At 67.6% G+C, this 23,619-nt stretch carries 15 protein-coding genes and 2 pseudogenes; 9 read left to right on the plus strand and 8 right to left on the minus strand.

Annotated elements, in window-relative coordinates; translation table 11 throughout:
- The first annotated feature begins 3 nt into the window (after nucleotides 1-3).
- From ACSQ8Y_RS09935 to ACSQ8Y_RS09955, 5 genes and pseudogenes are all read left to right on the plus strand, one after another.
- The gene (locus tag ACSQ8Y_RS09935; protein ID WP_436266290.1) at nucleotides 4-1,362 is read left to right on the plus strand and encodes a DUF1329 domain-containing protein; all 1,359 of its coding nucleotides are present in this window, start codon (nucleotides 4-6) and stop codon (nucleotides 1,360-1,362) included.
- 15 nt (nucleotides 1,363-1,377) lie between these two features.
- Complete coding sequence (locus tag ACSQ8Y_RS09940; protein ID WP_436266291.1) at nucleotides 1,378-2,721, plus strand: YCF48-related protein; 1,344 nt, start codon at nucleotides 1,378-1,380, stop codon at nucleotides 2,719-2,721.
- Nucleotides 2,722-2,753: 32 nt separating this feature from the next.
- Nucleotides 2,754-5,159 (plus strand): annotated as a pseudogene (locus tag ACSQ8Y_RS09945) (efflux RND transporter permease subunit); the annotation flags it as partial.
- A gap of 33 nt (nucleotides 5,160-5,192) precedes the next feature.
- Nucleotides 5,193-6,941 (plus strand): annotated as a pseudogene (locus ACSQ8Y_RS09950) (carboxylesterase/lipase family protein); the annotation flags it as partial.
- Nucleotides 6,938-8,221 (plus strand): thiolase family protein, encoded by a 1,284-nt coding sequence (locus ACSQ8Y_RS09955; RefSeq protein ID WP_436266292.1) that lies wholly within the window; start codon nucleotides 6,938-6,940, stop codon nucleotides 8,219-8,221. The pseudogene ACSQ8Y_RS09950 and the gene ACSQ8Y_RS09955, both read left to right, overlap by 4 nt.
- Here the strand turns inward: ACSQ8Y_RS09955 and ACSQ8Y_RS09960 are convergent.
- Entirely contained in the window at nucleotides 8,198-8,656 is a 459-nt protein-coding gene (locus ACSQ8Y_RS09960) for a MarR family winged helix-turn-helix transcriptional regulator (protein ID WP_436266293.1), read from the minus strand. The two genes, ACSQ8Y_RS09955 and ACSQ8Y_RS09960, sit on opposite strands and share 24 nt — an antisense overlap.
- Before the next feature lie 118 nt (nucleotides 8,657-8,774).
- Here ACSQ8Y_RS09960 and ACSQ8Y_RS09965 point away from each other — a divergent pair, with 118 nt between their 5' ends.
- The 3 genes from ACSQ8Y_RS09965 (at nucleotide 8,775) to ACSQ8Y_RS09975 (ending at nucleotide 13,046) form a co-directional block, all read left to right on the plus strand.
- On the plus strand, nucleotides 8,775-9,608 hold the full coding sequence (locus ACSQ8Y_RS09965; RefSeq protein WP_436266294.1) for a p-hydroxycinnamoyl CoA hydratase/lyase: 834 nt from the start codon (nucleotides 8,775-8,777) through the stop codon (nucleotides 9,606-9,608).
- 67 nt (nucleotides 9,609-9,675) lie between these two features.
- On the plus strand, nucleotides 9,676-11,142 hold the full coding sequence (locus ACSQ8Y_RS09970; RefSeq protein ID WP_436266295.1) for an aldehyde dehydrogenase: 1,467 nt from the start codon (nucleotides 9,676-9,678) through the stop codon (nucleotides 11,140-11,142).
- A 14-nt stretch (nucleotides 11,143-11,156) separates the two neighbouring features.
- A complete protein-coding gene (locus tag ACSQ8Y_RS09975) occupies nucleotides 11,157-13,046 on the plus strand; it encodes a feruloyl-CoA synthase (RefSeq protein ID WP_436266297.1) in 1,890 nt (629 codons plus the stop codon).
- 50 nt (nucleotides 13,047-13,096) lie between these two features.
- Here ACSQ8Y_RS09975 and ACSQ8Y_RS09980 read toward each other — a convergent pair whose 3' ends face one another.
- Both ACSQ8Y_RS09980 and ACSQ8Y_RS09985 read right to left on the minus strand, forming a co-directional pair.
- A complete protein-coding gene (locus tag ACSQ8Y_RS09980) occupies nucleotides 13,097-13,555 on the minus strand; it encodes a cache domain-containing protein (protein ID WP_436266298.1) in 459 nt (152 codons plus the stop codon).
- Nucleotides 13,556-13,569: 14 nt separating this feature from the next.
- Entirely contained in the window at nucleotides 13,570-13,734 is a 165-nt protein-coding gene (locus ACSQ8Y_RS09985) for a hypothetical protein (protein WP_436266299.1), read from the minus strand.
- Here ACSQ8Y_RS09985 and ACSQ8Y_RS09990 point away from each other — a divergent pair.
- Nucleotides 13,733-15,280, plus strand: coding sequence for a methyl-accepting chemotaxis protein (locus tag ACSQ8Y_RS09990; RefSeq protein ID WP_436266300.1), 1,548 nt, complete (start codon nucleotides 13,733-13,735; stop codon nucleotides 15,278-15,280). The genes ACSQ8Y_RS09985 and ACSQ8Y_RS09990 overlap by 2 nt on opposite strands.
- Nucleotides 15,281-15,302: 22 nt before the next feature.
- Here the strand turns inward: ACSQ8Y_RS09990 and ACSQ8Y_RS09995 are convergent, their stop codons facing one another.
- From ACSQ8Y_RS09995 to ACSQ8Y_RS10015, 5 genes are all read right to left on the minus strand, one after another.
- On the minus strand, nucleotides 15,303-18,134 hold the full coding sequence (locus ACSQ8Y_RS09995) for a TonB-dependent receptor (protein ID WP_436266301.1): 2,832 nt from the start codon (nucleotides 18,132-18,134) through the stop codon (nucleotides 15,303-15,305).
- An 87-nt stretch (nucleotides 18,135-18,221) separates the two neighbouring features.
- A complete protein-coding gene (locus ACSQ8Y_RS10000; RefSeq protein WP_436266302.1) occupies nucleotides 18,222-19,160 on the minus strand; it encodes a carbohydrate kinase family protein in 939 nt (312 codons plus the stop codon).
- Nucleotides 19,157-20,275: an ABC transporter ATP-binding protein gene (locus ACSQ8Y_RS10005; RefSeq protein WP_436266303.1), complete on the minus strand. Its 1,119-nt coding sequence runs from the start codon at nucleotides 20,273-20,275 to the stop codon at nucleotides 19,157-19,159. The genes ACSQ8Y_RS10000 and ACSQ8Y_RS10005 overlap by 4 nt, the downstream gene beginning before the upstream one ends.
- Before the next feature lies 1 nt (nucleotide 20,276).
- Nucleotides 20,277-22,586: a GH32 C-terminal domain-containing protein gene (locus ACSQ8Y_RS10010; protein ID WP_436266304.1), complete on the minus strand. Its 2,310-nt coding sequence runs from the start codon at nucleotides 22,584-22,586 to the stop codon at nucleotides 20,277-20,279.
- 45 nt (nucleotides 22,587-22,631) lie between these two features.
- Nucleotides 22,632-23,609 carry a family 43 glycosylhydrolase gene (locus ACSQ8Y_RS10015; RefSeq protein ID WP_436266305.1) on the minus strand — a complete coding sequence of 326 codons (978 nt, stop codon included), beginning with the start codon at nucleotides 23,607-23,609 and terminating at the stop codon, nucleotides 22,632-22,634.
- Nucleotides 23,610-23,619: the final 10 nt, after the last annotated feature.

Consider the following 23,619-nt stretch of genomic DNA (forward strand, 5'->3'; position numbering starts at 1 on the left):
ATCATGAAGACGACCCTGACTTCCGCCGCCGCCGCACTGGCGCTGGCCTTCGCCCTGCCGCACGCCGGCGCCGCCGTCTCCGCCGATGAAGCGGCCAAGCTGCGTTCAACGCTGACCCCGCTGGGCGCCGAGAAAGCCGGCAACAAGGAGGGCACCATCCCGGCCTGGGAAGGCGTCTACGCCAAGGTGCCGGCCGGTTTCAAGGCCGGCGACTTCCGCGCCGATCCCTTCGCCGGCGAAAAGCCGACGCTGGCCATCACCGGCAAGAACGTCGACCAGCACGCGGCCAAGCTGTCGGCCGCCACCGTTGCGCTGCTGAAGAAATATCCGGACTACCGGATCGATGTCTACCCGACCCACCGCACCGGCGGTGCGCCGGGCTGGGTGTACGACAACACCTTCAAGAACGCCACCCGGGCCAAGTCCATCGACGGCGGCTTCGGTGTGGAGGGCGCCTACGGCGGCACGCCCTTCCCTATCCCGAAAACCGGCTACGAAGCGATCATGAACCACCGCCTGGCCTGGACCGGCGAAACCACCGTGTTCCCGCTGCGTACCACCATCGTCACCCCGGACGGCAAACGCGCCACGGCCACAGAGGCCGAGCAGACCATCATGCGGCCCTACTACTACAAGGAAGGCAGCCTGGAAAAATTCGACGGCGTCTACCAGTTCGGCCGCCTGATCACGCGCGCGCCGGCGTCCAAGGCGGGCGAGGGCATCCTGGTCCACGACGGCATCAGCGAGGCGCAGCCGCGCGCGATCTGGCAATACCTGGTCGGCCAGCGCCGCGTGCGGCGCGCGCCGTCCGTGTCCTACGACACGCCGGACTCGGTCACCTCCGGCATCGGCCTGTTCGACGAGGCCTTCATGCTGTTCGGCCCCATCGACCACCACGAACTGAAACTGGTCGGCAAAAAGGAGATGTACATCCCCTATAACAACAACCGCGCCGCGTCCGCCAAGATCAGCGACCTGGTCGGTCCGCAGTTCCTCAATCCCGACCTGGTGCGCTGGGAACTGCACCGCGTATGGGAAGTGGAAGCGACCCTGATACCGGGCAAACGCCACGTGGTGGCCAAGCGGCGCTACTACCTGGACGAAGACACCTGGCAAATCATCCTGGTCGACGGCTACGACGCGCAAGGCCAGATCTGGCGCGGCAACTACACGCTGACGCTGCTGACGCCGGACGTGCCGGCTGTGGTGGGCAACATCATGTGGGGCACCTACAACGTGCAGACCGGCGCCTACCTGCTGAACGAGGCGTCCAACGACCTGCAGTCCCAGTACAAGACCATACCGCGCCTGCCGGCCAGTTATTTCGGGCCCGAGGAACTGGCCAACCAGGGCTCGCGTTAAATGAAGGGGCCAGCGATGAACAGACGCATTCCACGCCCGGGCCGGATACCCGCACCGGCCGCGGCGCAGACGGCGCACACCCCCTCGCCCTTGGCAGGGAACAGGCTTGGAACTGTGGCGGCGGCCAAGGCCGGCGCAGCGTCCACGGCCGGACCTGGGGCCGGGCCGCTAAAGACGTCGGCGTCGCTGGCCGCGGCTGTCGCGCTGGCCGCGTGCTGCATGCTGGCGCCGGGCGCACGGGCCTCTGGTGCGGAAGCCGTCGCAGGCGCGGCTTCCACCGCCGGTGCCGCCGTCCCGGCGGCGCTTCGGCAGCCTGCGCTGATCACGCCCAAGGCGCTGCAAGCGGCCATGCTGGCCGTGGCCAGCGCCGGCAAGCGGCTCGTCGCCGCCGGCGAGCGCGGCACCATCCTGTATTCGGATGATGCCGGCGCGTCCTGGCGCCAGGCCAGCGTGCCGGTCAGCGTCAGCCTGACGGCGCTGCGCTTCGTCGACGCCAAGCTGGGCTGGGCAGTCGGCCACCAGGGCGTGGTCCTGCACAGCGCCGACGGCGGCGCCACCTGGGCCAGGCAGCTGGACGGCATCCAGGCCGCCGCCCTGGTCCTGCGGGCGGCCTCCGAGGTCGCCGGACCGGAGCAGGCGCGGGCCGTGGCCGACGCCCAGCACCTGGTGGACGACGGCCCGGACAAACCCTTCCTCGACGTCCACTTCGAAGACGCACGCAAGGGCTACGTGCTGGGCGCCTACAACCTGCTGTTCAAAACCGTCGACGGCGGCACGACTTGGCAGCCTTGGCAAAGCCACGCAGCCAATCCCAAGGGCTTGCACCTGTACGGCATGGGCGGCGGCGGCCGCGCACTGTACCTGGCCGGCGAACAAGGCTTGCTGCTGCGTTCGACCGACCAGGGCGCCAGTTTCACCGCGCTCGCCTCGCCGTACAAGGGCAGCTATTTCGGCCTGCTGGCCGCGCGCAGCGGCGCCTTGCTCGCCTATGGCCTGCGCGGCAACGCCTACTGGTCCGGCGACCAGGGCGCCAATTGGACCAAGGTCGATACCGCCGTGCAGGCTTCGCTGGCCGGCGGCGCCGAACTGGAGGACGGCACGCTGGTGCTGGTAAGCCAGGGCGGCGACGTGCTGCTTAGCCGCGACCAGGGCCGCAGCTTCTCCGCGCAGACCGGCGCCGCCCTGCCCCTGGCCGCCGTGGCGCAAGCCAGCGACGGCGCGCTGGTCGTTGCCGGGCTGCGCGGCCTGCGCAAGCTGGCCGCAGCGGCACCGCCGGCGTCGGCAGCTGCGACGGCGACCCTGGCAGCCGCTGCCGCCCGGCCCGCCCCCGCGCCAGTGGCTGCATCCCGGCCGCGCTAGCGACTCCCTTACACCTACACGGTTGAAACATCATGCATACAGATCAAGATTTGGAACAACAGCCGGTGGTCAGGCGGCTGCAGGATTTCGACACCGGCTCAGGCAACCTGGGCGAGCGCGCGCTGTTCAACTACCGGCCGCTGGTCATCCTGCTTTGCCTGCTGGCGACCATCGTGTTCGGCTACCAGGCCACGCGCATCAAGCTCAATGCCAGCTTCGAGAAGATGATCCCCAGCGCCCATCCCTATGTGCTTAACTACCTGGCCAACAAGGCCGACCTGAACGGGTTGGGGAACTCGGTGCGCATCGCCGTCGAAGCGGGCGGCGGAACCATCTACGAGCGCAGCTACCTGGACACCCTGCAGCGCCTGAACGATGAACTGTTCCTGCTGCCCGGCGTGGACCGCCCCTTCATGAAATCGCTGTGGACGCCGAGCACGCGCTGGGCCTCGGTCACCGAGGACGGCCTGGATGGCGGCACCGTGATCCCGGACGGCTACGACGGCTCGCCCGCCAGCCTCGCCCAGTTGCGCGCCAACGTGGCCCGTTCCGGCGAAATCGGCCAGCTGGTGGCGTCCGACTTCAAGTCCAGCATCGTGTTCGTGCCGCTGCTGGAGCTCAATCCGCAGACCGGCCAGGCGCTCGACTACGGCGCCCTGTCGCAGCGGCTGGAGCAGATCCGCGCCAAGTACCAGAAGGAAGGCGTGCGCATCCACATCACCGGCTTCGCCAAGATCGTCGGCGACCTGATCGAGGGCCTGCAGCAGGTGCTGATGTTCTTCGTGCTGGCGATCGCCATCGCCGGCGCGGTGCTGTTCTGGTACACGCGCTGCTGGCGCAGCACCACGCTGGTGGTGGTGTGCTCGCTGGTGGCGGTGCTGTGGCAGTGCGGCCTGCTGGCCGCGCTGCACTATGAACTCGATCCCTACTCGGTGCTGGTGCCCTTCCTGGTATTCGCCATCGGCATGAGCCACGGCGCGCAAAAGATGAACGGCATCATGCAGGACGTGGGGCGCGGCACGCACCGCGTGGTGGCCGCGCGCTACACCTTCCGCCGCCTGTTCGCCGCCGGCCTCACCGCCCTGCTGTGCGACGCGGTCGGCTTCGCGGTGCTGGTCAGCATCCGCATCAAGGTGATCCAGGACCTGGCCATCATCGCCAGCATCGGCGTGGCCGTGCTGATCTTCACCAATCTGGTGCTGCTGCCCGTGCTGCTGTCCTACACCGGTGTCAGTGCAAAGGCGGCAGCGCGCAGCTTGCAAGCAGATAGCGCCGAGGGGGCCCAACCCTGGCTGTGGACCTTCCTCGACCGGTTCACGCAGCGCCGCTGGGCCGCCGCCACGGTGGCCGCCAGCCTGCTGCTGGGGGGCCTCGGCTACCTGTACAGCCTGAACCTGCAGGTGGGCGACCTTGACCCCGGCGCGCCGGAACTGCGCGCCGACTCCCGCTACAACCGCGACAACGGCTTCATGGTCGCCAACTACGCGGCCAGCTCCGACATCCTGGTCGTCATGATCAAGACCGCATCCGACCAGTGCACCCAGTACGGCACGCTGGCCAGCGTCGACGCCCTGGCGTGGAAACTGGAACAGCTGCCTGGCGTGGACTCCACCAATTCCATGGCGGCCTTGAGCAAACTGGCCACCGCAGGCTACAACGAAGGCAACTTCAAGTGGTTCGACCTGATCCCCAACGCCGGCGCGCTGGGGGCGGTGCAGACCCGGGCGCCGCGCGAGCTGTTCAACCAGAGCTGCTCGCTGCTGTCGCTGTACGTCTACCTGAAGGACCACAAGGCCGCCACGCTGACCGGCGTGGTGGACGCGGTCGAGGCCTACGCGAAAGAACACGACACCAAGGAAGTGCAATTCCAGCTGGCCGCCGGCAGCGCCGGCATCGAGGCCGCCACCAACATCGTCGTCAAGCAGGCCATGCACGACATGCTGTTCTGGGTCTACGGCGCGGTGATCCTGCTGTGCTACGCGACCTTCCGCAACTGGCGCGCGGTGGCCGTCGCCATCCTGCCGCTGGTGCTCACCTCCATCCTGTGCGAAGTGCTGATGGTGGTGCTGGGCATGGGTGTCAAGGTCGCCACGCTGCCGGTGATCGCGCTGGGCGTCGGCATCGGCGTCGACTATGCGCTGTACGTGCTGAGCGTGATGCTGACGCGCATGCGCGCCGGCGCCAGCCTGTCGGACGCCTACCTGCACGCGCTGCGCTTCACCGGCCGCGTGGTGATACTGACCGGGGTGACGCTGGCCGTGGCCGTCGCCACCTGGCTGTTCTCGCCGATCAAATTCCAGGCCGACATGGGCATACTGCTGGCCTTCATGTTCCTGTGGAATATGGTGGGCGCGCTGGTGCTGGTGCCGGCGCTGGCCTACTTCCTGCTGCCCGCAAAAGCCGCTGCCCCGGCCGGCGCCCCGCAGACAGCGGCGGTTCCCGACCCCGTGACCTTGCGCAGCACCGCGCTGGGCGACGTGATAGGCCGCGCCGACCGGCACAATACCCACGCCTGGCTGGGAATGCCCTACGCGCAGCCGCCCGTCGGCCCCTTGCGCTGGAAGGCGCCACGCCCGCCGCAAGCCTGGACCGGCGTGCGCGAGGCCCTGGCCTGCGGCCACGCCGCCATGCAGCTGGGGGGCATCACGCTGGAACTGCCGCCTGACCAGTGGGGCCAGCCGGCCGGCTCGGAAGACTGCCTGACGCTGAACGTCTTCGCGCCGCAGTTGAGCGCGGAGCAGGCGCAAAGCGCCGCGCTGCCGGTGATGTTCTGGATACACGGCGGCGCCAACACGGCGGGCACCGCCGCCACCTACACCACGCTGCGCAACCTGGCGGCCCAGGATCGCGTGATCGTGGTGTCGGCCAATTACCGTCTCGGCATCCTCGGCTGGTTCAGCCTCGAGGAACTGGCCGCGCAGGACGACACGGCCGCGGACCGCTCCGGCAATTTCGGCACGCTGGACCTGGTGGCGGCCCTGCAATGGGTGCGCCAGCACATAGGCGCTTTCGGCGGCGATCCGCGCAACGTCACCGTATTCGGGGAATCCGCCGGTGCCCTGAACACTTACACCCTGCTGGCCTGCCCGCAGGCCAAGGACCTGTTCCACCGCGCCATCCTGCAGTCGCCGCTGACGGCCAGCTACACCATGGAGCAGGCGCGCAACTACCGCGACGACGCCCAGCCCGGCCATGCCCTCAGCTCGCGCGAGCTGCTGTGCGAGTGGCTGCAGCGTGCCGGCCGCGCCACCGACCGCGCCGCCGCCAAGGCACTCATCGCCGCCATGCCGGCCGCCGAACTGGCCGCCTGGGTGCGCGGCCTGCCGCCGGCCGCCCTGCTGGCGCCGGTCACGCCGGGCGCGTTCAGTTTCTACGACGCGCCCTGCGTGCTGCAGGACGGCCACGTGCTGCCGGCCATGCCGCTGGCCGAGGTCTTCGCCGACCGCTCCCGCTACCACGCGGTGCCGGTCATCATCGGCACCAACCGCGACGAGTACAAGCTGTTCATGTCCAACAATCCGGACTATGTGCGCATGCTGTTCGGCAGCATCCCGGTCATGCGCAACCGCGCACGCTACCAGCGCCACGCGGCCTATATGTCGGCCCTGTGGCAGGCTGCCGGCGCACTGGCGCCGGCCAGCGCCATGGTCGCATCGGGCCATCCGGACGTGTGGGTCTACCGCTTCGACTGGGACGAGCAGCCGGCCGTGCCGCTGATCGCACCGCGCGTGCTGCTGGGCGCCGCCCACGTGCTGGACGTCGCCTTCGTGTTCCGCGACCTGGACGGCGAGTTCGATCCCTTCCGCTCCTTCACCACCGGCAATCTGCCGGGCCGCAAGGAAGTGTCGGATGCCATGGCCGGCTACTGGACCCATTTCGCGCGCCACGGCCAGCCCGCCGGCGGCCCGGGCGGCATGCTGCCTGACTGGCGGCGCTGGAGCGGCGACGCCAACCAGCCGCGCCTGATGGTCTTCGACACCAGCGCCGACGGCGGCACCCGCATGGTGGTCCACCACAGCAGCCTGGCCACGCTCAAGGCCGCGCTGGCGGAGGATCCCGCGCTGCGCGGCAATCCGCGCGAACGCTGCGAGCTGTATGGCCGCATGTTCCTGTGGTCCATTTTCGGCGGCCAGGAAGCGCCGCAGGCGCTGGCCGCCTACGCACAGACGCATGGCTATACCGGCCGTACCGACCAGCTGCGCCCGGGCTACTGGCCATGAGCGCGCACGCCAAACAAGGCTTCTTCCGCAGTTATGAAGACCTGTGGATGATAGACGGCCTGCGCACGCCGCTGGCCGACTACTGCGGCGCGTTCAGCCACGTCTCGCCGACGGACCTCGGCATCAAGGCCGCGCGCGCGGTGCTCAGGCGCAGCGGCGTCCCGGCCGCCGACATCGGCTCCGTCATCACCGGCAGCATGGCGCCGGGCGACTGCTACCAGTACATGCTGCCGCGCCATATCGGCCTGTACGCCGGCGTGCCGCTTGCGGTGCCGGCATTGAACGCGCAGCGCATCTGCGGCACCGGCTTCGAACTGTTCCGCCAGGCCGGCGACCAGATCGCCCTGGGCTACGCCGACGCGGTGCTGGTGGTGGGCACCGAATCGATGACGCGCAATCCGATCGCCGCTTTCGGCCACCGCGCCGGCTTCAAGCTGGGCGCCCCGGTCGATTTCCAGGACTTCCTGTGGGAGGCGCTGACCGATCCGGCGCCGGGCATCACCATGCCGCAAACGGCTGAAAACCTGGCGCGGCAATACGGCATCACGCGCGCCGAGGTGGACCGCTACGCGGCGCTGTCGCACGCCAGGGCGCTGGAGGCGCGCACCGCCGGCTTCCATGCCGGCGAGATCGCCGCCGTCGGCAACGAGACCTTCACCTTGGACGGCTATGCCGACCGCGCCATCCGGCTAAGCGGCCCGGTGGCCGAGCTGGCGCACGACACCCATCCGAGGATTTCGCCGCCGTCGGTGCTGGCCACGCTGCGCCCGCTCTACCCGGACGGCGTCCAGACCGGCGGCAACAGCTGCGCGCTGGCCGACGGCGCAGCCGCCGCCATCATCGCGTCCGGCGCGTATGCCAGGGCCGGCCAGCACAGGCCGCAAGCCCGCATCGCGGCGGCGGCGGTGGTCGGCGTGGCGCCCGAACTGATGGGCATAGGTCCCGCGCCGGCAATCCGCCTGCTGCTGCAGCGCTGTTGCCTGGGCATTGAGCAGATCGGCCTGTTCGAGATCAATGAAGCGCAAGGCGCGCAGGTGCTGGCGGTGGAGCGGGAGTTGCAGTTGGACCGGAGCCGCCTCAATATCCACGGCGGCGCGATCGCGCTCGGCCATCCGCTGGCGGCCACCGGCGTGCGCCTGGCCATCACGCTGGCGCGCGGGCTCGAACTGCGCGGGCAGCGCTATGGCGTGGCGGCGGCCTGCGTGGGCGGCGGACAAGGCATCGCCCTGCTGCTGGAGAATCCGGGCTGGCGCCGCTCAAAGCACGATGGCGCTCAATGAACGCAGCAACTGCCGCAGTTGCCCATGCAGCGCGCTGCGCTCGTCGACGCCCAGTTCGGCCAGCATGGCGTGCTCCAGGCGCGCCACCGCCGCGTGGCCCTGGCGCAGCAGGGCTTCGCCGTCCGCGCTCAGGCGCAAATGGATGATGCGGCCATGGTTGGCGTCCGCCTGGCGCACGATCCAGCCGCGCGCCTCCATCGCCTTGACCATCTCGTTGGCCGATTGCGGCGAGATCATCGAGCGCTCGGCCAGCTGCGCGTTCGACAGCTGCTGCTGGGTGTCCAGCACCGACAGCGCCGTGTACTGGGCCGCCGTCATGCCCAGCAAGCCCAGGCTGTCGCGCAGGCGGCGGCTCAGTACATGGTCGATGCGGCCGATCAGGTAGGCGATGCCGCTGGGCTTGTCGTGCGCGGCGGCGGGCGGGTCTTTTTTCATGGAGGATCCGAAAAGTTCAAACAGCGTTCAAAAAGCGCTTGCATTGCAGGCCAAGCAGAATATATTATAAGCCATATATCAGGCAACCTGATATTAACCTAACATAAGAGAGAATGAGATGAGCCAATACGACAAGCGCTGGAGCACCGTGAAAGTTGAAGTGGCCGACGGCATCGCCTGGGTAACGCTGAACCGTCCGGAAAAGCGCAACGCCATGAGCCCGACGCTGAACCGCGAAATGATCGACGTGCTGGAAACGCTGGAACTGGACGCCGATGCGCAAGTGCTGGTGCTGACCGGCGCCGGCGACAGCTGGACCGCCGGCATGGACTTGAAGGAGTACTTCCGCGAAAACGACGGCAAGCCCGAGATCTTCCAGGAAAAGCTGCGCCGCGACTGCTCGCAGTGGCAATGGAAGCTGCTGCGCATGTACAGCAAGCCGACCATCGCCATGGTCAACGGCTGGTGCTTCGGCGGCGCCTTCTCGCCGCTGGTCGCCTGCGACCTGGCCATTTCGGCCGACGAAGCCGTGTACGGCCTGTCGGAAATCAACTGGGGCATCCCGCCGGGCAACCTGGTCAGCAAAGCGGTCGCCGACACCATGGGCCACCGCCAGGCGCTACACTACATCATGACCGGCGACACCTTCACCGGCAAGGAAGCAGCCGCGATGGGCCTGGTCAACAAGAGCGTGCCCCTGTCGGAGCTGCGCGCCGCCACCGTCGAACTGGCCGAAAAGCTGCTGGCCAAGGCGCCGACGGTGCTGCGCATCGCCAAGAACGGTTTCAAGCGCTGCCGCGAACTGACGTGGGAGCAAAGCGAGGACTACCTGTATGCGAAAGTCGACCAGTCCAACCACCGCGATCCGGAAAAAGGCCGCGCCCAGGGCCTCAAGCAATTCCTGGACGATAAGACCATCAAGCCGGGCCTGCAGACCTACAAGCGCGCCTAATACGCGGCGGCAGCAGCAGTCCGCAGCACAGTCGCCATGCACCGCCCAATAACAAAGGAGATACGCCATGCTTGAAGCACGTTTTAAAGCCGGCCTGCTGATCGGAGGCCTGGACCAGGCCGCATCCGGCGGCGCCACCTACCAGCGCCTCAACCCGGCCACCGGCGACACCGCCTCGGTGGCGGCCGCCGCCACCCTGGCCGATGCCGACGCCGCCGTCGCCGCCGCGCAGGCGGCCTTCCCCGGCTGGTCCGCCACCGCGCCCGGCGAGCGCCGCCGCCTGCTGCTCAAGGCGGCCGACTGCCTGCAGGCCCGCGCCCCCGAATTCATCGCCGCCGGCGTGGCCGAAGCGGGCGGCGTGGCCGGCTGGTACGGCTTCAACGTGATGCTGGCCGCCGGCATGCTGCGCGAAGCGGCATCGCTGACCACCCAGATCGCCGGCGAAGTGATTCCTTCCGACGTGCCGGGACTGATGGCCTTGGGCATGCGCCAGGCTTGCGGCGTGGTGCTGGGCATCGCGCCGTGGAACGCGCCGGTCATCCTCGGCACGCGCGCCATCGCCACCCCGCTCGCCTGCGGCAACACGGTCGTGCTCAAGTCCTCCGAAGTCTGCCCCGCCCTGCACCGCCTGATCGGCACGGTGTTCGAGGATGCCGGCTTCCCGCCCGGCGTGGTCAACGTCATCAGCAACGCGCCTGCGGACGCCGCCGCCGTGGTGGCGCGCCTGATCGCCAATCCGGCGGTCAAACGGGTCAACTTCACCGGCTCGACCAAGGTGGGACGCATCATCGCCCAGCAGGCGGCGCAGCATTTGAAACCGGTGGTGCTGGAACTGGGCGGCAAGAACCCGCTGCTGGTGCTGGACGACGCCGACCTGGACGAGGCCGTGCAGGCCGCCGCCTTCGGCTCCTTCTTCAACCAGGGCCAGATCTGCATGTCGACCGACCGCATCATCGTCGACCGCAAGGTGGCTGACGCCTTCGTCGAGAAACTGCGCGTCAAGACCGCCGGCCTGGTCGCCGGCAAACCCGGCCAGGAAGGCGCGGTACTGGGCGGCATGGTCGACGCTTCCGCCGCCAGCCGCGTGGCGGCCATGGTGGACGACGCCAGGGCCAAGGGTGCGACCCTGGTCTGCGGCGGCGGCGCCAGCGACGGCAACGTGCTGCAGCCCGCCATCATCGACCACGTCACCCCGGACATGGCCGTGTACCAGGAGGAATCGTTCGGCCCCATCGTCGGCATCATCAGGGTCGACAGCGACGAGCAAGCGCTGGCCGAGGCCAACGCCAGCGAATACGGCTTGTCCGCCGCCATCTTCAGCCGCGACATCCCGCGCGCGCTGGCCCTGGCGCGACGCGTCGAATCCGGCATCTGCCACATCAACAGCTCCACCGTGGCAGACGAGGCGCAGATGCCGTTCGGCGGCGTCAAAGGCAGCGGCTACGGGCGCTTCGGCGGCAAGGCCGGCATCGCCGAATTCACCGACCTGCGCTGGATCACCATCCAGAGCGGACACCGCCACTACCCGGTGTGATGGAGGAGCAAGCGATGACGCAGCCCTCCCATACCGCCACCGTGGCCGCCGCCGCGCTGGACCTGTCGCGCTACCGTCCGGTGCGCGTCGGCGGCGCAGCGGTGCGGGTCGAAGCCGACGCCCGGGGCCAATGGCGCCTGACGTCGCAGGAAGCCTTGGGCGACTACCCTGAGCGCCTCACCGATTGCCTGGTGCGCGGCGCCGAGCGCCATCCCGAGCGCACGCTGGCCGCGCAGCGCGGCCCGGACGGTGAGTGGCAGCACGTCAGCTACCGCGAGATGCTTGAACGCGCGCGCGCCGTCGGCCAGGCGCTGCTCGACCGGGGCCTGTCCGCCGAGCGCCCGCTGATGATCTTGTCCGGCAACGACCTGCAGCACCTGCAGCTCGCGCTGGGGGCGCTGTATGCCGGCATACCGTATTGCCCGGTGTCGCCGGCCGCCTCCGCAGCCTCCGCCAGCGGCGACTACACCAAGCTGACCCATTTCGTGCGCCACCTCACCCCCGGCATGGCTTACGCCACCGACGGCGGCGCCTGCGCCGCCGCGCTGGCGGCGGCGGTGCCGCAAGACGTCGAGATCGTCATCGACCGGGGCGACGCCGGGCGGGCCGGCACGCCGCTGGCCGATCTGCTGGCGACCGCGCCGCGCACGGTGGACCAGGCCAACGCGGCGAGCGGTCCGGACACCATCGCCAAATTCCTGTTCACTTCGGGTTCGACCAAGCTGCCCAAGGCCGTCATCACCACCCAGCGCATGCTGTGCGCCAACCAGCAGATGCTGCTGCAAAGCTTCCCGGCCTTTGGCGACAAGCCGCCGGTGCTGCTGGACTGGCTGCCGTGGAGCCACACCTTCGGCGGCAGCCACAACGTCGGCATCGCTCTCTACAACGGCGGCAGCTATTACATCGACGACGGCAAGCCGACCCCGCGCGACTTCGCCGTCACGGTGCGCAACCTGAAGGAGATCGCGCCGACGGTGTTCTTCAACGTCCCCAAGGGCTGGGAACTGCTGACCGCCGCGCTGCGCGACGACCCCGAACTGTGCCGCCGCTTCTATTCGCAGATGGAGCTGTTCTTCTTCGCCGGCGCCGGGCTGTCGCAGGCCGCGTGGGACGCGCTGGAAAGCGTCAGCGAACAGCATTGCGGCCAGCGCATCCGCATCATGGCCGGCCTGGGGATGACGGAAACGGCGCCTTCCTGCACCTTCACCACCGGCCCGGTGATGATGGCCGGCTACGTCGGCCTGCCGGCGCCCGCATGCGAGGTCAAGCTGGCGCCGGTGGATGGCAAACTGGAGGCGCGCTTCCGCGGTCCGCACGTCATGCCGGGCTACTGGCGCGCGCCGGAAGCGACCGCCGCAGCCTTCGACGAGGAAGGCTATTACTGCAGCGGCGACGCGGTGTGCTTTGTCGATCCGGCGCGGCCGGAACTGGGATTGATGTTCGATGGCCGCATCGCCGAAGACTTCAAACTCAGCAGTGGCACCTTCGTCAGCGTGGGGCCGCTGCGGGCGCGGGTGATCAGCGCCGGCGCACCCTACATCCAGGACGTGGTGGTGGCCGGCATCAACCGGGACACCATAGGACTTCTGGTATTCCCGCGCCTGGAGCTATGCCACACGCTGTCCGGACTGGATGCCGGAGCCGACGCCGCCGCCATCCTGTCCAGTGCGCCGGTGCGCCAGCATTTTGAGCGCTTGCTGGTGCAATTGAACGCCAAGGCCACCGGATCGGCGTCCCGCGTCGAACGCATGCTGCTGCTGGAGGAAGCGCCGTCGGTGGAAGCCGGCGAGCAGACCGACAAGGGCTCGATCAACCAGCGCGCCGTGCTGACGCGGCGCGCCATGCTGGTCGAGGCGATGTACGGCCGTGCGGCGGGAACCGGCACGGTGCTGCTTACCGGGTGAGAGCGCGGCGCGGCGTCGCTTGGGGGCGATGCGTCCCGCCGCCGTGCCGCTTATTTACCCTTGAAGATCCCTGCGTCCAGGATCACATCCTGATACTTGAAGAAGTAGGTGGACTTCTTCTCGATTTCACCGGTAGTCGGATTGTTATACCTGTAGTCGACCCAGCCCTTGCCCTTCGTCTTGGCCTGGTCAATGATCTCCTTGCGGAACAACTTGCCATCCGCGTCCGGCAGCACTACCAGGTTTTTTCCGATCAGCTTCGGGTTGGTCGGGTGCGCCAGCTGCGTGCCGTCCAGCGCACGCACGGTCAGGTAGATGGAGCCGTCGATGAATTCAGGATTCTTGCTGTTGACTTCCTTGATCAGGGCATCTTTGCCATTCTTCTGCATGTAGGCGACGCCCTTTTCCACCATCGCAACGGCGGTGGCGGCAGGATCGGCGGCAAACGCCGGCATGGCGGACAGAACGGACGCGCCAAATAGCGCCGAAATGATTGCATTTTTCATCATGTCTCCTGGTTTCTCTAGTTGTAAGTGGCCGCAGCGTTGGCGGTCAGCCTACTATACCAGCGCAACTTGGCGACCGGCGACAAGCCTGATACGTGATTTCCACTACCGGCACGAATATTTCTGTAAGGAATTTCGTCCTTCGTGCGACTATGGCTAATCAACCACAGGGTGTTAATCATGACATTTTCCAACTTAAAAATTAAACATCGCCTCGGCGCTGGATTCGCCCTGCTTTTGCTCATCATGGCCGGCATGATCGCGGCAAGCATGGGACAACTGGCCGCCATCGACACCAGTGTGCGCGGCATCGTCGAGCGCGATTGGCCGGGGGCCGCCGCCGCCGCCGCCATCGACTCGGCCGCGCGCGAGGACGCGCGCCGCACGCTGGCCCTGTTCATCGTGACCGACCGCACACTGCGCGCCAAGAGCTACGAGCAAATCGACCTGGACAAGAAAGCCATCGACGCCGCGCTCGCCACGCTCGGGCAACTGGCGGACACTGACGAGGAGCGCGGGCTGCTGGCAAAGATCCAGGCCGCGCGCGCCGCATACAGCACGTCCTTCCTGCAGGTGGCCGACCTGGTCGAGGCGGGCGACAGCGCCGCCGCCTCTGCGCTGATGAACAGCGCGACCTTTCCGCGCCTGGATGCGCTGCTCGAGCTGAGCAAGTCCATGGTCGCGCTGCAGCAGCAGCAGATCACCGCCGGGGGCACGCAGGCGACCGGCAATATCGGCTTTTCGCGCCGGCTGCTGCTGGCAATGGGCGCCGCAGCGCTGCTGGCCTCGCTCGCGCTGGCGGTCTGGCTGACCTCCTCCATTACCCGGCCGCTGAGCCACGCCGTGACCATCGCAAAGGCGGTGGCGTCGGGCGACCTGGGCACCCGCATCACCGTCGACAGCAGCGACGAAACGGGCGAACTGCTGGCGGCCCTGGCGGAGATGAACCGCAGCCTGTCGCGCACCGTGAGCGACGTGCGCGACAGCACCGGCAGGATCACCGTGGCGTCGGGCGAAATCGCAGCCGGCAACCTGGATCTGTCCGCCCGCACGGAAAGCCAGGCCAGCGCGCTGGGCGAAACCGTGAATTCCATCGAACAGTTCACCGCCACCGTCAAGCAGAACGCCGACAGCGCCTCGCGCGCCAACGAACTGGCGATCAGCGCCTCGTCGGTGGCCACCCAGGGCGGCGCCCTGGTGGCGCAAGTGGTCGACACAATGGGCTCCATCAAGACCAGCTCACGCAAGATCGTCGACATCATCGCCGTCATCGACGGCATCGCCTTCCAGACCAACATCCTGGCCTTGAACGCGGCGGTCGAGGCCGCCCGCGCCGGCGAGCAGGGGCGCGGATTCGCGGTGGTGGCATCCGAAGTCCGGGGCCTGGCCCAGCGCTCGGCGACGGCAGCCAAGGAAATCAAATCGCTGATCGACGATTCGGTGCGCCGGGTCGACGGCGGCAGCGCGCTGGTTGACGAAGCCGGGCAGACGATGGAGCGCATCGTCCTGTCGGTCAAGGAGGTGACCGACATCATGGGCGAAATCACCTCTGCCAGCCAGGCGCAAAGCATGGACATCGAATCGGTCAACCAAGCCCTGGCGCGGATGGATCACATGACGCAGCAGAACGCCGCGCTGGTCGAAGAAGCCGCCGCCGCGGCGCAAAGCATGCTGGACGAGGCCAACACGCTGTCCGCGTCGGTCAGCATCTTCAAGACGGCGGCTTAGGACCGCCGCCGGGACATCGCTGCTAGAACATATACGTCAGGCTAAAACGCACGGTACGGCCGAACAGCGGCCTGGCCACGCCCCGGTTGCGCGTGCCGTCGGGCGACAGCAAGTCGTTGAACAGCGGATCGCCTTCCGTAAACGAGAGCTGGTTGGTCAGGTTGGACACGTGCAGGTGGGCGCTCAGCCGCTCGCTGACCTGGTACTGCGCGCCGGCGTTGATGATGTGGTAGGCCGGGTACAGCGTCACGTTGCTGTCGGTCGCCTCCGAGAAGCGCGAGCCGTAGTACTGGTATTGCGCGTATACGCTCACCGGCACATCGGTCAGCGGCTTCAGGTCTAAGGACGGCATGAGGTTGACCATCACTTTCGGCAGGCGGCGCGGACGGCGGCCGTCCTCGCTGATCTGCACGTAATGGTAGCCGCTGATGACGCCCTGCGCATTCTTGTCCTCCTGGGTGACGGTGTAGTTGGCGCCCGTGACTTTGGGATTCTGCAGCACCACGTTCCCCTTCAGTTCAAGTCCGTCGACGGCCGCCGGACGCCAGCTCAGTTCCACCTCGGCGCCGATGTTGCGCACGCCGCGCTTGTACAGCTGCGCCACTTCCGGGCAGGAGTTAATCTGCGTCACGCCGCCCTGCGTGGCGCAGGTGGCGGACGTGATGTCGCGGTAGATGTTGACCGAACTGCGCGGCGAGAAGTTGTTGTAGAACGTCGCCACCGACGCGCCGAAGCCGCGCGTCAGGTAGCGCAGGCCCATCTCGTACTGGCGGATATGCTCGACCGCGTTGATGTCGACGGTCTTGCCGTTGACGACGGTGGCCGAGGCGGTGCTCAGGTCGTTCAGGTCCTGCAAGCTGGGCAGGCGGAAGGAATTCGACGCCAAGCCATAGACGGCGAATGCCTTGCTGAAGCTGTAGTTCGCGCCCAGCGACCATCCGAGGCCGTGGAAGGTCTTGTTCAGCGTATGCGGATCGCCCGGCAAGCTGATTTCGTTGTCGGCTGTCGTGTCCTGGGTGGATCCGGCGACGACGCCGGACGGGGTCAGGTCGGTGCTGACGTTGCGGTCGCGCCGCGTCACGCCGGCCTTCAGGTCCTGCCAGCGCACGCCGACGTCCATTTTCAGCTTGTTGCCCATGGTCTCCCAGTGGTCCAGCAGATAGGCGGCGTTGCCGTCGCCGTGGATCTGGCTGACGAAGCCGAACCAGCCCGGCAGGATGGCGCTGCCGGATGTCAGGCTGGGGCCGACCTGCCGGCCTTGCGCATCAACGGCGATCAGGTCCATCGGACGCGATTGCGCGGCCACGTCGGTGACCAGCAAGGCGGCCTGGAAGTTGGGCGCGTAATCGTAGCGGCTCTTGTAGACACCGAAGGTCAGGTCGTGCGAGCCCTTGAGCTGGAAGGACTTTTGCGTCTTCAGGTCGAGCGAGGTGCTGGAGGCGTCGACGTCGGCAACAAACGGCACCTGGAAGTTCAGCGTGGCCGTGGCCGGCACGGCCGAGCCGTCGTTGAGGTAGCGCCCCGCCACGCCGGTGGCCTTGGCGTATTTCTTGATGAAGTCATCGCGGCTGATGTTGGCGAATGCCGCGCAGGCGTTGCTGGCCGGGACATTGAAGTAGCCGATCAGCTTGGCGTTGTTCAAATTGCAGCCCAGGGCCGCGCCGTGCGCCGGCGAGATCACGTCGTTCTGGTAGCGCGCATTGAGGAAGTTGCTCGCCGTCGCCGTGTCGTTGCCGGTGAAGACCGCGTTGAAGCCGTTGCTGCCGGTGGTGTGGCGCAAGCCGGCCGACAGCTTCCAGCCGTCCGCCAGTTCCTTCGAGCCGCTCAGGGTGAACATCTTGAAGTCAGGGTGGATGCCGTCGGCCTGGTCGATGGTGCGCGTGCCGTACTCGCCTATCATGCTGAAGCGGCGGTTGTAGGGCGAGGCCGTGGTGCCATGCGCGAAATCGATGCCCAGCGGCTGTATGGTGTCCTGGTTGATGACGGTCGGACTGGACGGCGTGCCGGGATTGCTGAAGCGCGGCACCGAGATCGGCAGGTTCTGGAAGAAGGCCGTGCGGTCGTTGATCATCAGCGCATCGAGGCGGGCGGTGGCCGTGCGGTCGTCGCTGGTGTAGATCAGGTTGCCCCGCACCTGGCCGCCGCGGTCGGCGGTGTAGCCGGTGTCGCGCACGCCGTCGCTGCGGCGATAGAAACCGCCGACGGCGCCGGTCAGGTTGCGGCCGAGCGGACCGGAAATGAAGGCGTCCTGGCGCAGGAAGCCGTAGTCCGCATACTCGATCTTGTAACCGCCGGCCAGATGGTCGCCGCCGGTGCGCGTGACGTGGTTGACGGTGGCGCCCAGGCCGTTGGAATACAGGATCCCGCCCGGGCCGCCCTTCACCACTTCGACGCTTTCGGTCATCAGGTCGTCGCGCACGAAGACGTCGTTGTTCATGAAGGGCGCTTCCGGCTCCTCGTAAGCCGGCAGGCCGTCGACCAGCTGCGGCGCATAGCGGTAGCCGCCGGTGACCGGCAGGCCGCGCACGGTGATGTTGTTGCTCGCCTCGCCCGCGCTGCTGCCCTCCGAATAAATGCCGGGGAAGTTGGCCAGCAGTTCGGCCGTGCTCATCGGCGCCAGGCGCTGGATTTCCTCGCTGCCCAGGGTGTTGACCGAGAAGGTCGCGTTCTTCTTGGTCGTGGTCTTGGTCACGCCGGTAACGATGACGACCGCCGCCGGGTCGGCCGCTGCCAGCTCGGCTGGCGGCTGGGCGGCGGCCGTGTTGGCCTGCTGCTGGGCGAACACCAGCGCTGGCGCCAGGCAAATGGCCATTGCCGCCGAGCGGCTGATGTAACGGGTAATCGAATAGTTCATGCTGCGTCTCCTTTTATGATTATCGGGCCCCTTGCGGCAGCCCGTGCGAATTTCCATGTCTAACGTTGTCATGCCTGCTACAGCTACTTAATCGTCCGTCCGCACCTCCTTCAGGCGTGGCATGTCCGCGCCGCGCCGGGAACAGGTGATGGCCGCCGCCCTGCCGGCGAATGCGAGCGCGGACCGCAGCGCGGGCGCGTCCAGGCCTCTTAGCGCGGCCCGCGTCAGCAGGCCATGGCGCGACAGATGCGACAGCAGCGCGGCCTGGAAGGTGTCGCCGGCGCCGACCGTGTCGATCACGTCCACCTTCAGCGCCGGAAGTTCGACCGGCGCCAGCGAGGACGTCGCAGCGAGGACGCCGTCGCCGCCGCGCGTGACCACCACCAGCGACACGCCGGCACGCAATGCGATCTCGATGAACTCTTCCGGCACCAGGCCCGGATAGAGATGGCCGATGTCCTCGTCGCTGATCTTCAGCAGATCGGTGCGGGGCAGCATCCATGCGACGGCGTCGGTCCACACCTTGCGGTCCGGCTGTATTGTCAGGCGCACATTGGGGTCGAAGGCGATCAGGCTGCGGCCGTGCTGGCGCGTGACCAGCGCCCGCAGCGTACCGGCCACCGGTTCGACCGCCATGCAGTAGGAGCCGACGTGGATGGCGGCGGCATCGGCCGGCACGCGGGCCAGGTCCGGCAGCGTCAGCGCGCGCTCGGCGGTCGCCGTGCCGTACAGGGTGTAGGCCGGCACGCCGCCCTCGCCGACATCGACGGTGACCAGAGCGGTGGCCGCAGCCGGCCGGGGCGCGCAGCACAGGTCGACGCCCTCGCCCTCCAGCGTGGCGGCCAGCTTGCGGCCGAACATATCGGTCGAAAGGCCGCCGAAAAACATCGGCCGAACGCCCAATCGGGCCAGACCGATGGCCAGGTTGAACGGCGAGCCGCCGACACGCGCCGACAGCGCATAGCCGCTGGGGGTGTCGCCGTCGTTGAACACATCGAACAGCGCTTCTCCGCAAACGATAATCATGCCACCTCCGATAAACCGGCCGAGCCGGCAATTGCCTTGTTTTCCAACGCAGCCGCTTCAATGCGGCGCCCGTCCTGGTCGAACACGTGAACCCGGCCCGCCACGGGCCCGACCCGCCAACGCGCCCCGGCGGCGGGCGGCTCGTCCTGGACCACCACCATCAGCGCCTTGTCCAGCCCCGCGACCATCAGGTGCACATAGGATTCCGCGCCCAGGCGCTCGACCAGCAGCACCTCGCCTTCAATGGCGCCGTCCGGATCGGCCTGCAGGTGCTCGGGGCGGATGCCGACGGTCAGCTGCGATGGAGCGCCGGACGGCGGGCGCCACGGCAGGCAGGCCGCTCCCAGGCGCAACTGGCCGCCCGCGTCCAGCGTGCCCGGCGCCAGGTTCATCCTCGGGCTGCCGATAAAGCCGGCCACGAACACATTGGCCGGTTTGTCGTACAAGTGCATGGGCGCGCCGATCTGCTGCACGCCGGACGGGCCAAGCACCACGATGCGGTCGGCCAGCGTCATCGCCTCGACCTGGTCGTGTGTGACGTAGACCATGGTTGCGCCCAGTTGCTGATGCAGCCGGGCGATTTCCACCCGCATGTCGGCCCGCAGTGCCGCGTCCAGGTTGGAGAGCGGCTCGTCGAACAGGAAGGCGCGCGGCTTGCGCACGATGGCGCGGCCGATGGCGACCCGCTGACGCTGCCCGCCCGACAACTGCGGCGGCCGGCGCTCCAGCAGATGCTCCATCTGCAGCATTTTCGCCACCGACTGCACCGAGGCCTTGATCTCGGCCTTGGGCACGCGCGCCAGCTTCAAGCCGAAGGCGATGTTTTCAAACACGCTCATATGGGCGTACAAGGCGTAGCTCTGGAACACCATGGCCAGCCCCCGCTTGGCAGGCGGCGTGTCGTTGACGCGTACCCCGGCAATGCTGATCTCCCCGGCGCTGATTTCCTCCAGCCCCGCGATCATGCGCAGCAGCGTCGACTTGCCGCAGCCCGACGGCCCCACCAAGACCACGAATTCGCCGTCCTCGATGGTGAAGCCGACGTCGCGCAAAATGTACTGCGCTTCCTTGCCAGGGTAGGTCTTGCCGACGCCCTGTAATGCGATCGATGCCATCTCAGTTTCCTTTTTCCGTTGTGCCCATCGCCCAAACCTTGAGCGAGACGATGCGGTCGCCGGCCGCCGCCAGCAGCGCCAGCCCGTTGGCATTCGCGCGCGCCGCGTAGATGCGGCTGGTCAGGCTCTTGCGTTCATTGACGTAGGCCTCGACCATCGAATGGTCGAGGAAGACCCTCAAGCGCAGCGGTTCGCCCTTCAACTCGAAGTCGCCGCCCTGCACCCCGTAGGCCTGTTCGCCCGATGTGCGCGTACGGTCGATCTCCAGCCGGCCGCGCGCGGTGTCCACGTACAGCGCTGTCAGCTCGGCGCCGCCGGGCGCCACGCGCAGGTTCAAGCCGCGCTTTGCAGCAACGGCGGACGGCGCCAGTTCAAGTTCGATTTCCAACGCGTCACTATGGACCGAGGCCAGCGCGGCAGCGGCATCGGCCACGCCGACGTCGCGCAGGTCGAGCAGTTGCCGGCGGCGCAAGCTGGCCACTTCGCTGATCGGCGCCACGCGCAGGTCGCCGTCGGCGCCCAGGGACAGCGTGACCGGCAGTCCGCCGTTGTGCGCCCAGCCGGCGTCCCATTCGTCCTGCAGCTTGCGTTCGCCCTGGGCGATGGAAAACACGATGGTGCGGCCGGTCTTCGGATCGACAAAACCGCTCGGGCCGGAGAAATGGCCCTGGCCGACGTCGAAGGTGCGCGGCGCCTCGACGTCCGGCGTAAAGCGCGCGCTGTCCGGATCGAACACGCCGGTCCAGTAGTAGGCCTGCCCGCGCACGTCGTTGAGGAAGACATGGCGCTCGCGCCCATCCATGCCTTTACCGACCGGCAGCAGGACCGGCAGCTCCCAGGTCGGGTCGAAACCTGGAAAGCGTTTGGCATCGATAGAGAACAAGGGGCCGCGCGGCGTCCAGTTGCGCAGGTCGGCCGATTCATACACCAGCGCGGTGCCGCTGCGTCCCGGCAGCGCCGAGCCCACCAGCTGGAACCAGCGCTGACGCGCATCGTCGCGGAACACGAAGGGATCGCGGAACTCGCCATGGCGCCCTTGCCCTTCCTGCTGCAGGGTGACCGGCGTCGGGTATTTGTCCCAGCGCGCCAGGTCCGGATCACGCAGGTCGTGCGGCGTAGCCATGGCGGTACGCTGGTTCGGCTTGGCGCTGTCGTTTCCGGCCGTGAAGAACAGCACGGGCGAGCCGTCCGCCGCGTAGGTGGCGCTGCCCGACCAAACGCCGTCGGTCGCCAGGCCGTCATCCTCGGGCGCCAGCGCGATCGGCAGCTCGCGCCAGCGCACCATGTCGCTACTGACCCAGTGGCCCCAGTGGATCTGGTGCCAGAACGGCCCGAAGGGGTTCTTCTGGAAGAACAGGTGGTACTGCCCTGCGTAGTAGAAGGGGGCGTGCGGTTCGTTCATCCAGCCCGCGTCCGGCATCAGATGATACTGCGGCCGGTGGCGGTCGCCCTCGAATACCGACGGGGGAATGCGCATGTCCGCCAGCGACAGTTGCGGCGCCTTGCTGCCGCGCTGCGCCAGGTCGTCCTTCAGGCTGCGCGCGACGGCGGCTGCATCCGATGGGCCGGCGGCGACACGCACCTCGTCCATCAGGCCGAGGAAAGTATTGAGCTTGAACACGCCGCCGATCTGCTCGGGCTGCGAGTAGCGGCCTATCGTCAGCGGCTGTTGCGGCATGGCGAACTCCCCCTGCGCAGGCGCAGGCACGTTGACCAGCCGCTCACCGTTGAGGAACAGCGCCACCAGCCGTTTGGCTGGATCGTAGCTGGCCGCCACATGGGACCACGCATCGCGCGGCAGCTTGCGGTCCTTTACACGCATATCGACAATGGCATCGCCGAAGCCGAGCTTGATGCCCCAGGTGCCGAAGCGGTGCACACCGAACGAGAAGCCTTGTTTGGCTTCCGCGTCGAACTGGCTCAGGAAGGCCGAATAATGGCCGCCGTCTCCCCATTCGAAGGCATGCGGCGCAACCCAGGCGCTCAGCGTGAAGCCCTGCGCCAGTTGGGCCGAAGTCAGGGCCGGAGCGGCGATGTCGGTCGAATAGCCGTCGAACAGCAGGCAGCCGCCATGGATGCAGCTGCCCGCCGTGCGCCATTGCGGCGCAGAATTGGGCTTGAAACGGGCGCGGTTGAATACGTAGTTGACCTGGTCGCGGCGCCCGGACACCGATTCCAGGGCCTGGCTACCGCCTTGTTCATCCAGGCTCCACTGCGCGAGCAAGGGTCCGTGGCCGCTGGCCATGCCACTGGACAAACAGCTTGCCAGCAGCAGGGCAGCGGCGGCCCGTGTCAGATGCTTGTGACTCATCGTGTCTCCTCCATTTTTTTAATTATCGGGCGATGTCTATCGTTGTCATTTATCGGCCAAAAGATCGTCGATGAGGTACAGGCCAGCTTCCATCCGCAGCGGAATCGGGTCGCCGATGCGGCCGGCGAACTGGCCGTCGGCGCCGGTGTCATCGAACGCCATCAGGCAGTCATTGCCGGTGACGGGATCGCGCAGGATTTTACCGGCGTAACGGCGGCATGGAATGTCTCCGTCGAGGAAGCCCGGCGCAGGCTGCCATGGCCCCAATGGATGGTCGGCCACCAGGTAGTGCGTGCCGGAGACGCCGCCGTTGTGCTTCGCCCGCATCTCTTCCGTCCAGTGCGCCGCGATGTTGCAGAACACGCAGTACCAGCGGCCGTCGCGCTCGAACACTTGCGGCACTTCCAGCTGGCCATAGTGCCCGCCCGCGTACACCGGCGCAGTGGCTTCCCATTCGATCAGGTCGGCCGACACAGCATGGCCGATCACGCCGCGCTCGTATATCGGACCGTCGTTGCGGCGGGCGGTGTAGAACATGTGGTACATGCCGTCGATCTTTTCCGGCAGCACCCAGGGATCGCGCAGCGCGCGGTCGTGCCAGCGGCCTTCCTGGAATTCCTCGTAGTAGCGCTGGTCCAGGTCCAGTGCCAGCCCGCTGCCGACGCGCTGCCAGGGGCCGTTAATGCTGTCCGATACCGCGTGCCCGATGCGCTGGCGCATGCCGTTCTCGGCGCGGCAGGTGCCGGTGTAGAACAGGTGGTAACGGCCCTCGGCCCTGATCACCGAACCGGTCCAGGTGGTGTAGTCGTCCCATGCCGGACCGGCCTGCGGACCGAAGGCTGTGCCGAGCGGCGTCCAGTTGCGCAGGTCCTGCGACACGGCGTGGCCGACCGTGACATTCCAGTGCCGCAAGTCGGGATTGCCGATGGCGCGGTCGGCTTGCAGGAAGAACAGGTGCTGCTCGCCCGCTTCCTCGAAATGCCAGAAGTCCCAGATGAATTTGTCGCTGATGTGTAATGTCATGATGCTTCCA

The sequence above is a fragment of the Pseudoduganella sp. LjRoot289 genome (assembly GCF_964252925.1).
Classification (GTDB): Bacteria; Pseudomonadota; Gammaproteobacteria; order Burkholderiales; family Burkholderiaceae_D; genus Rugamonas.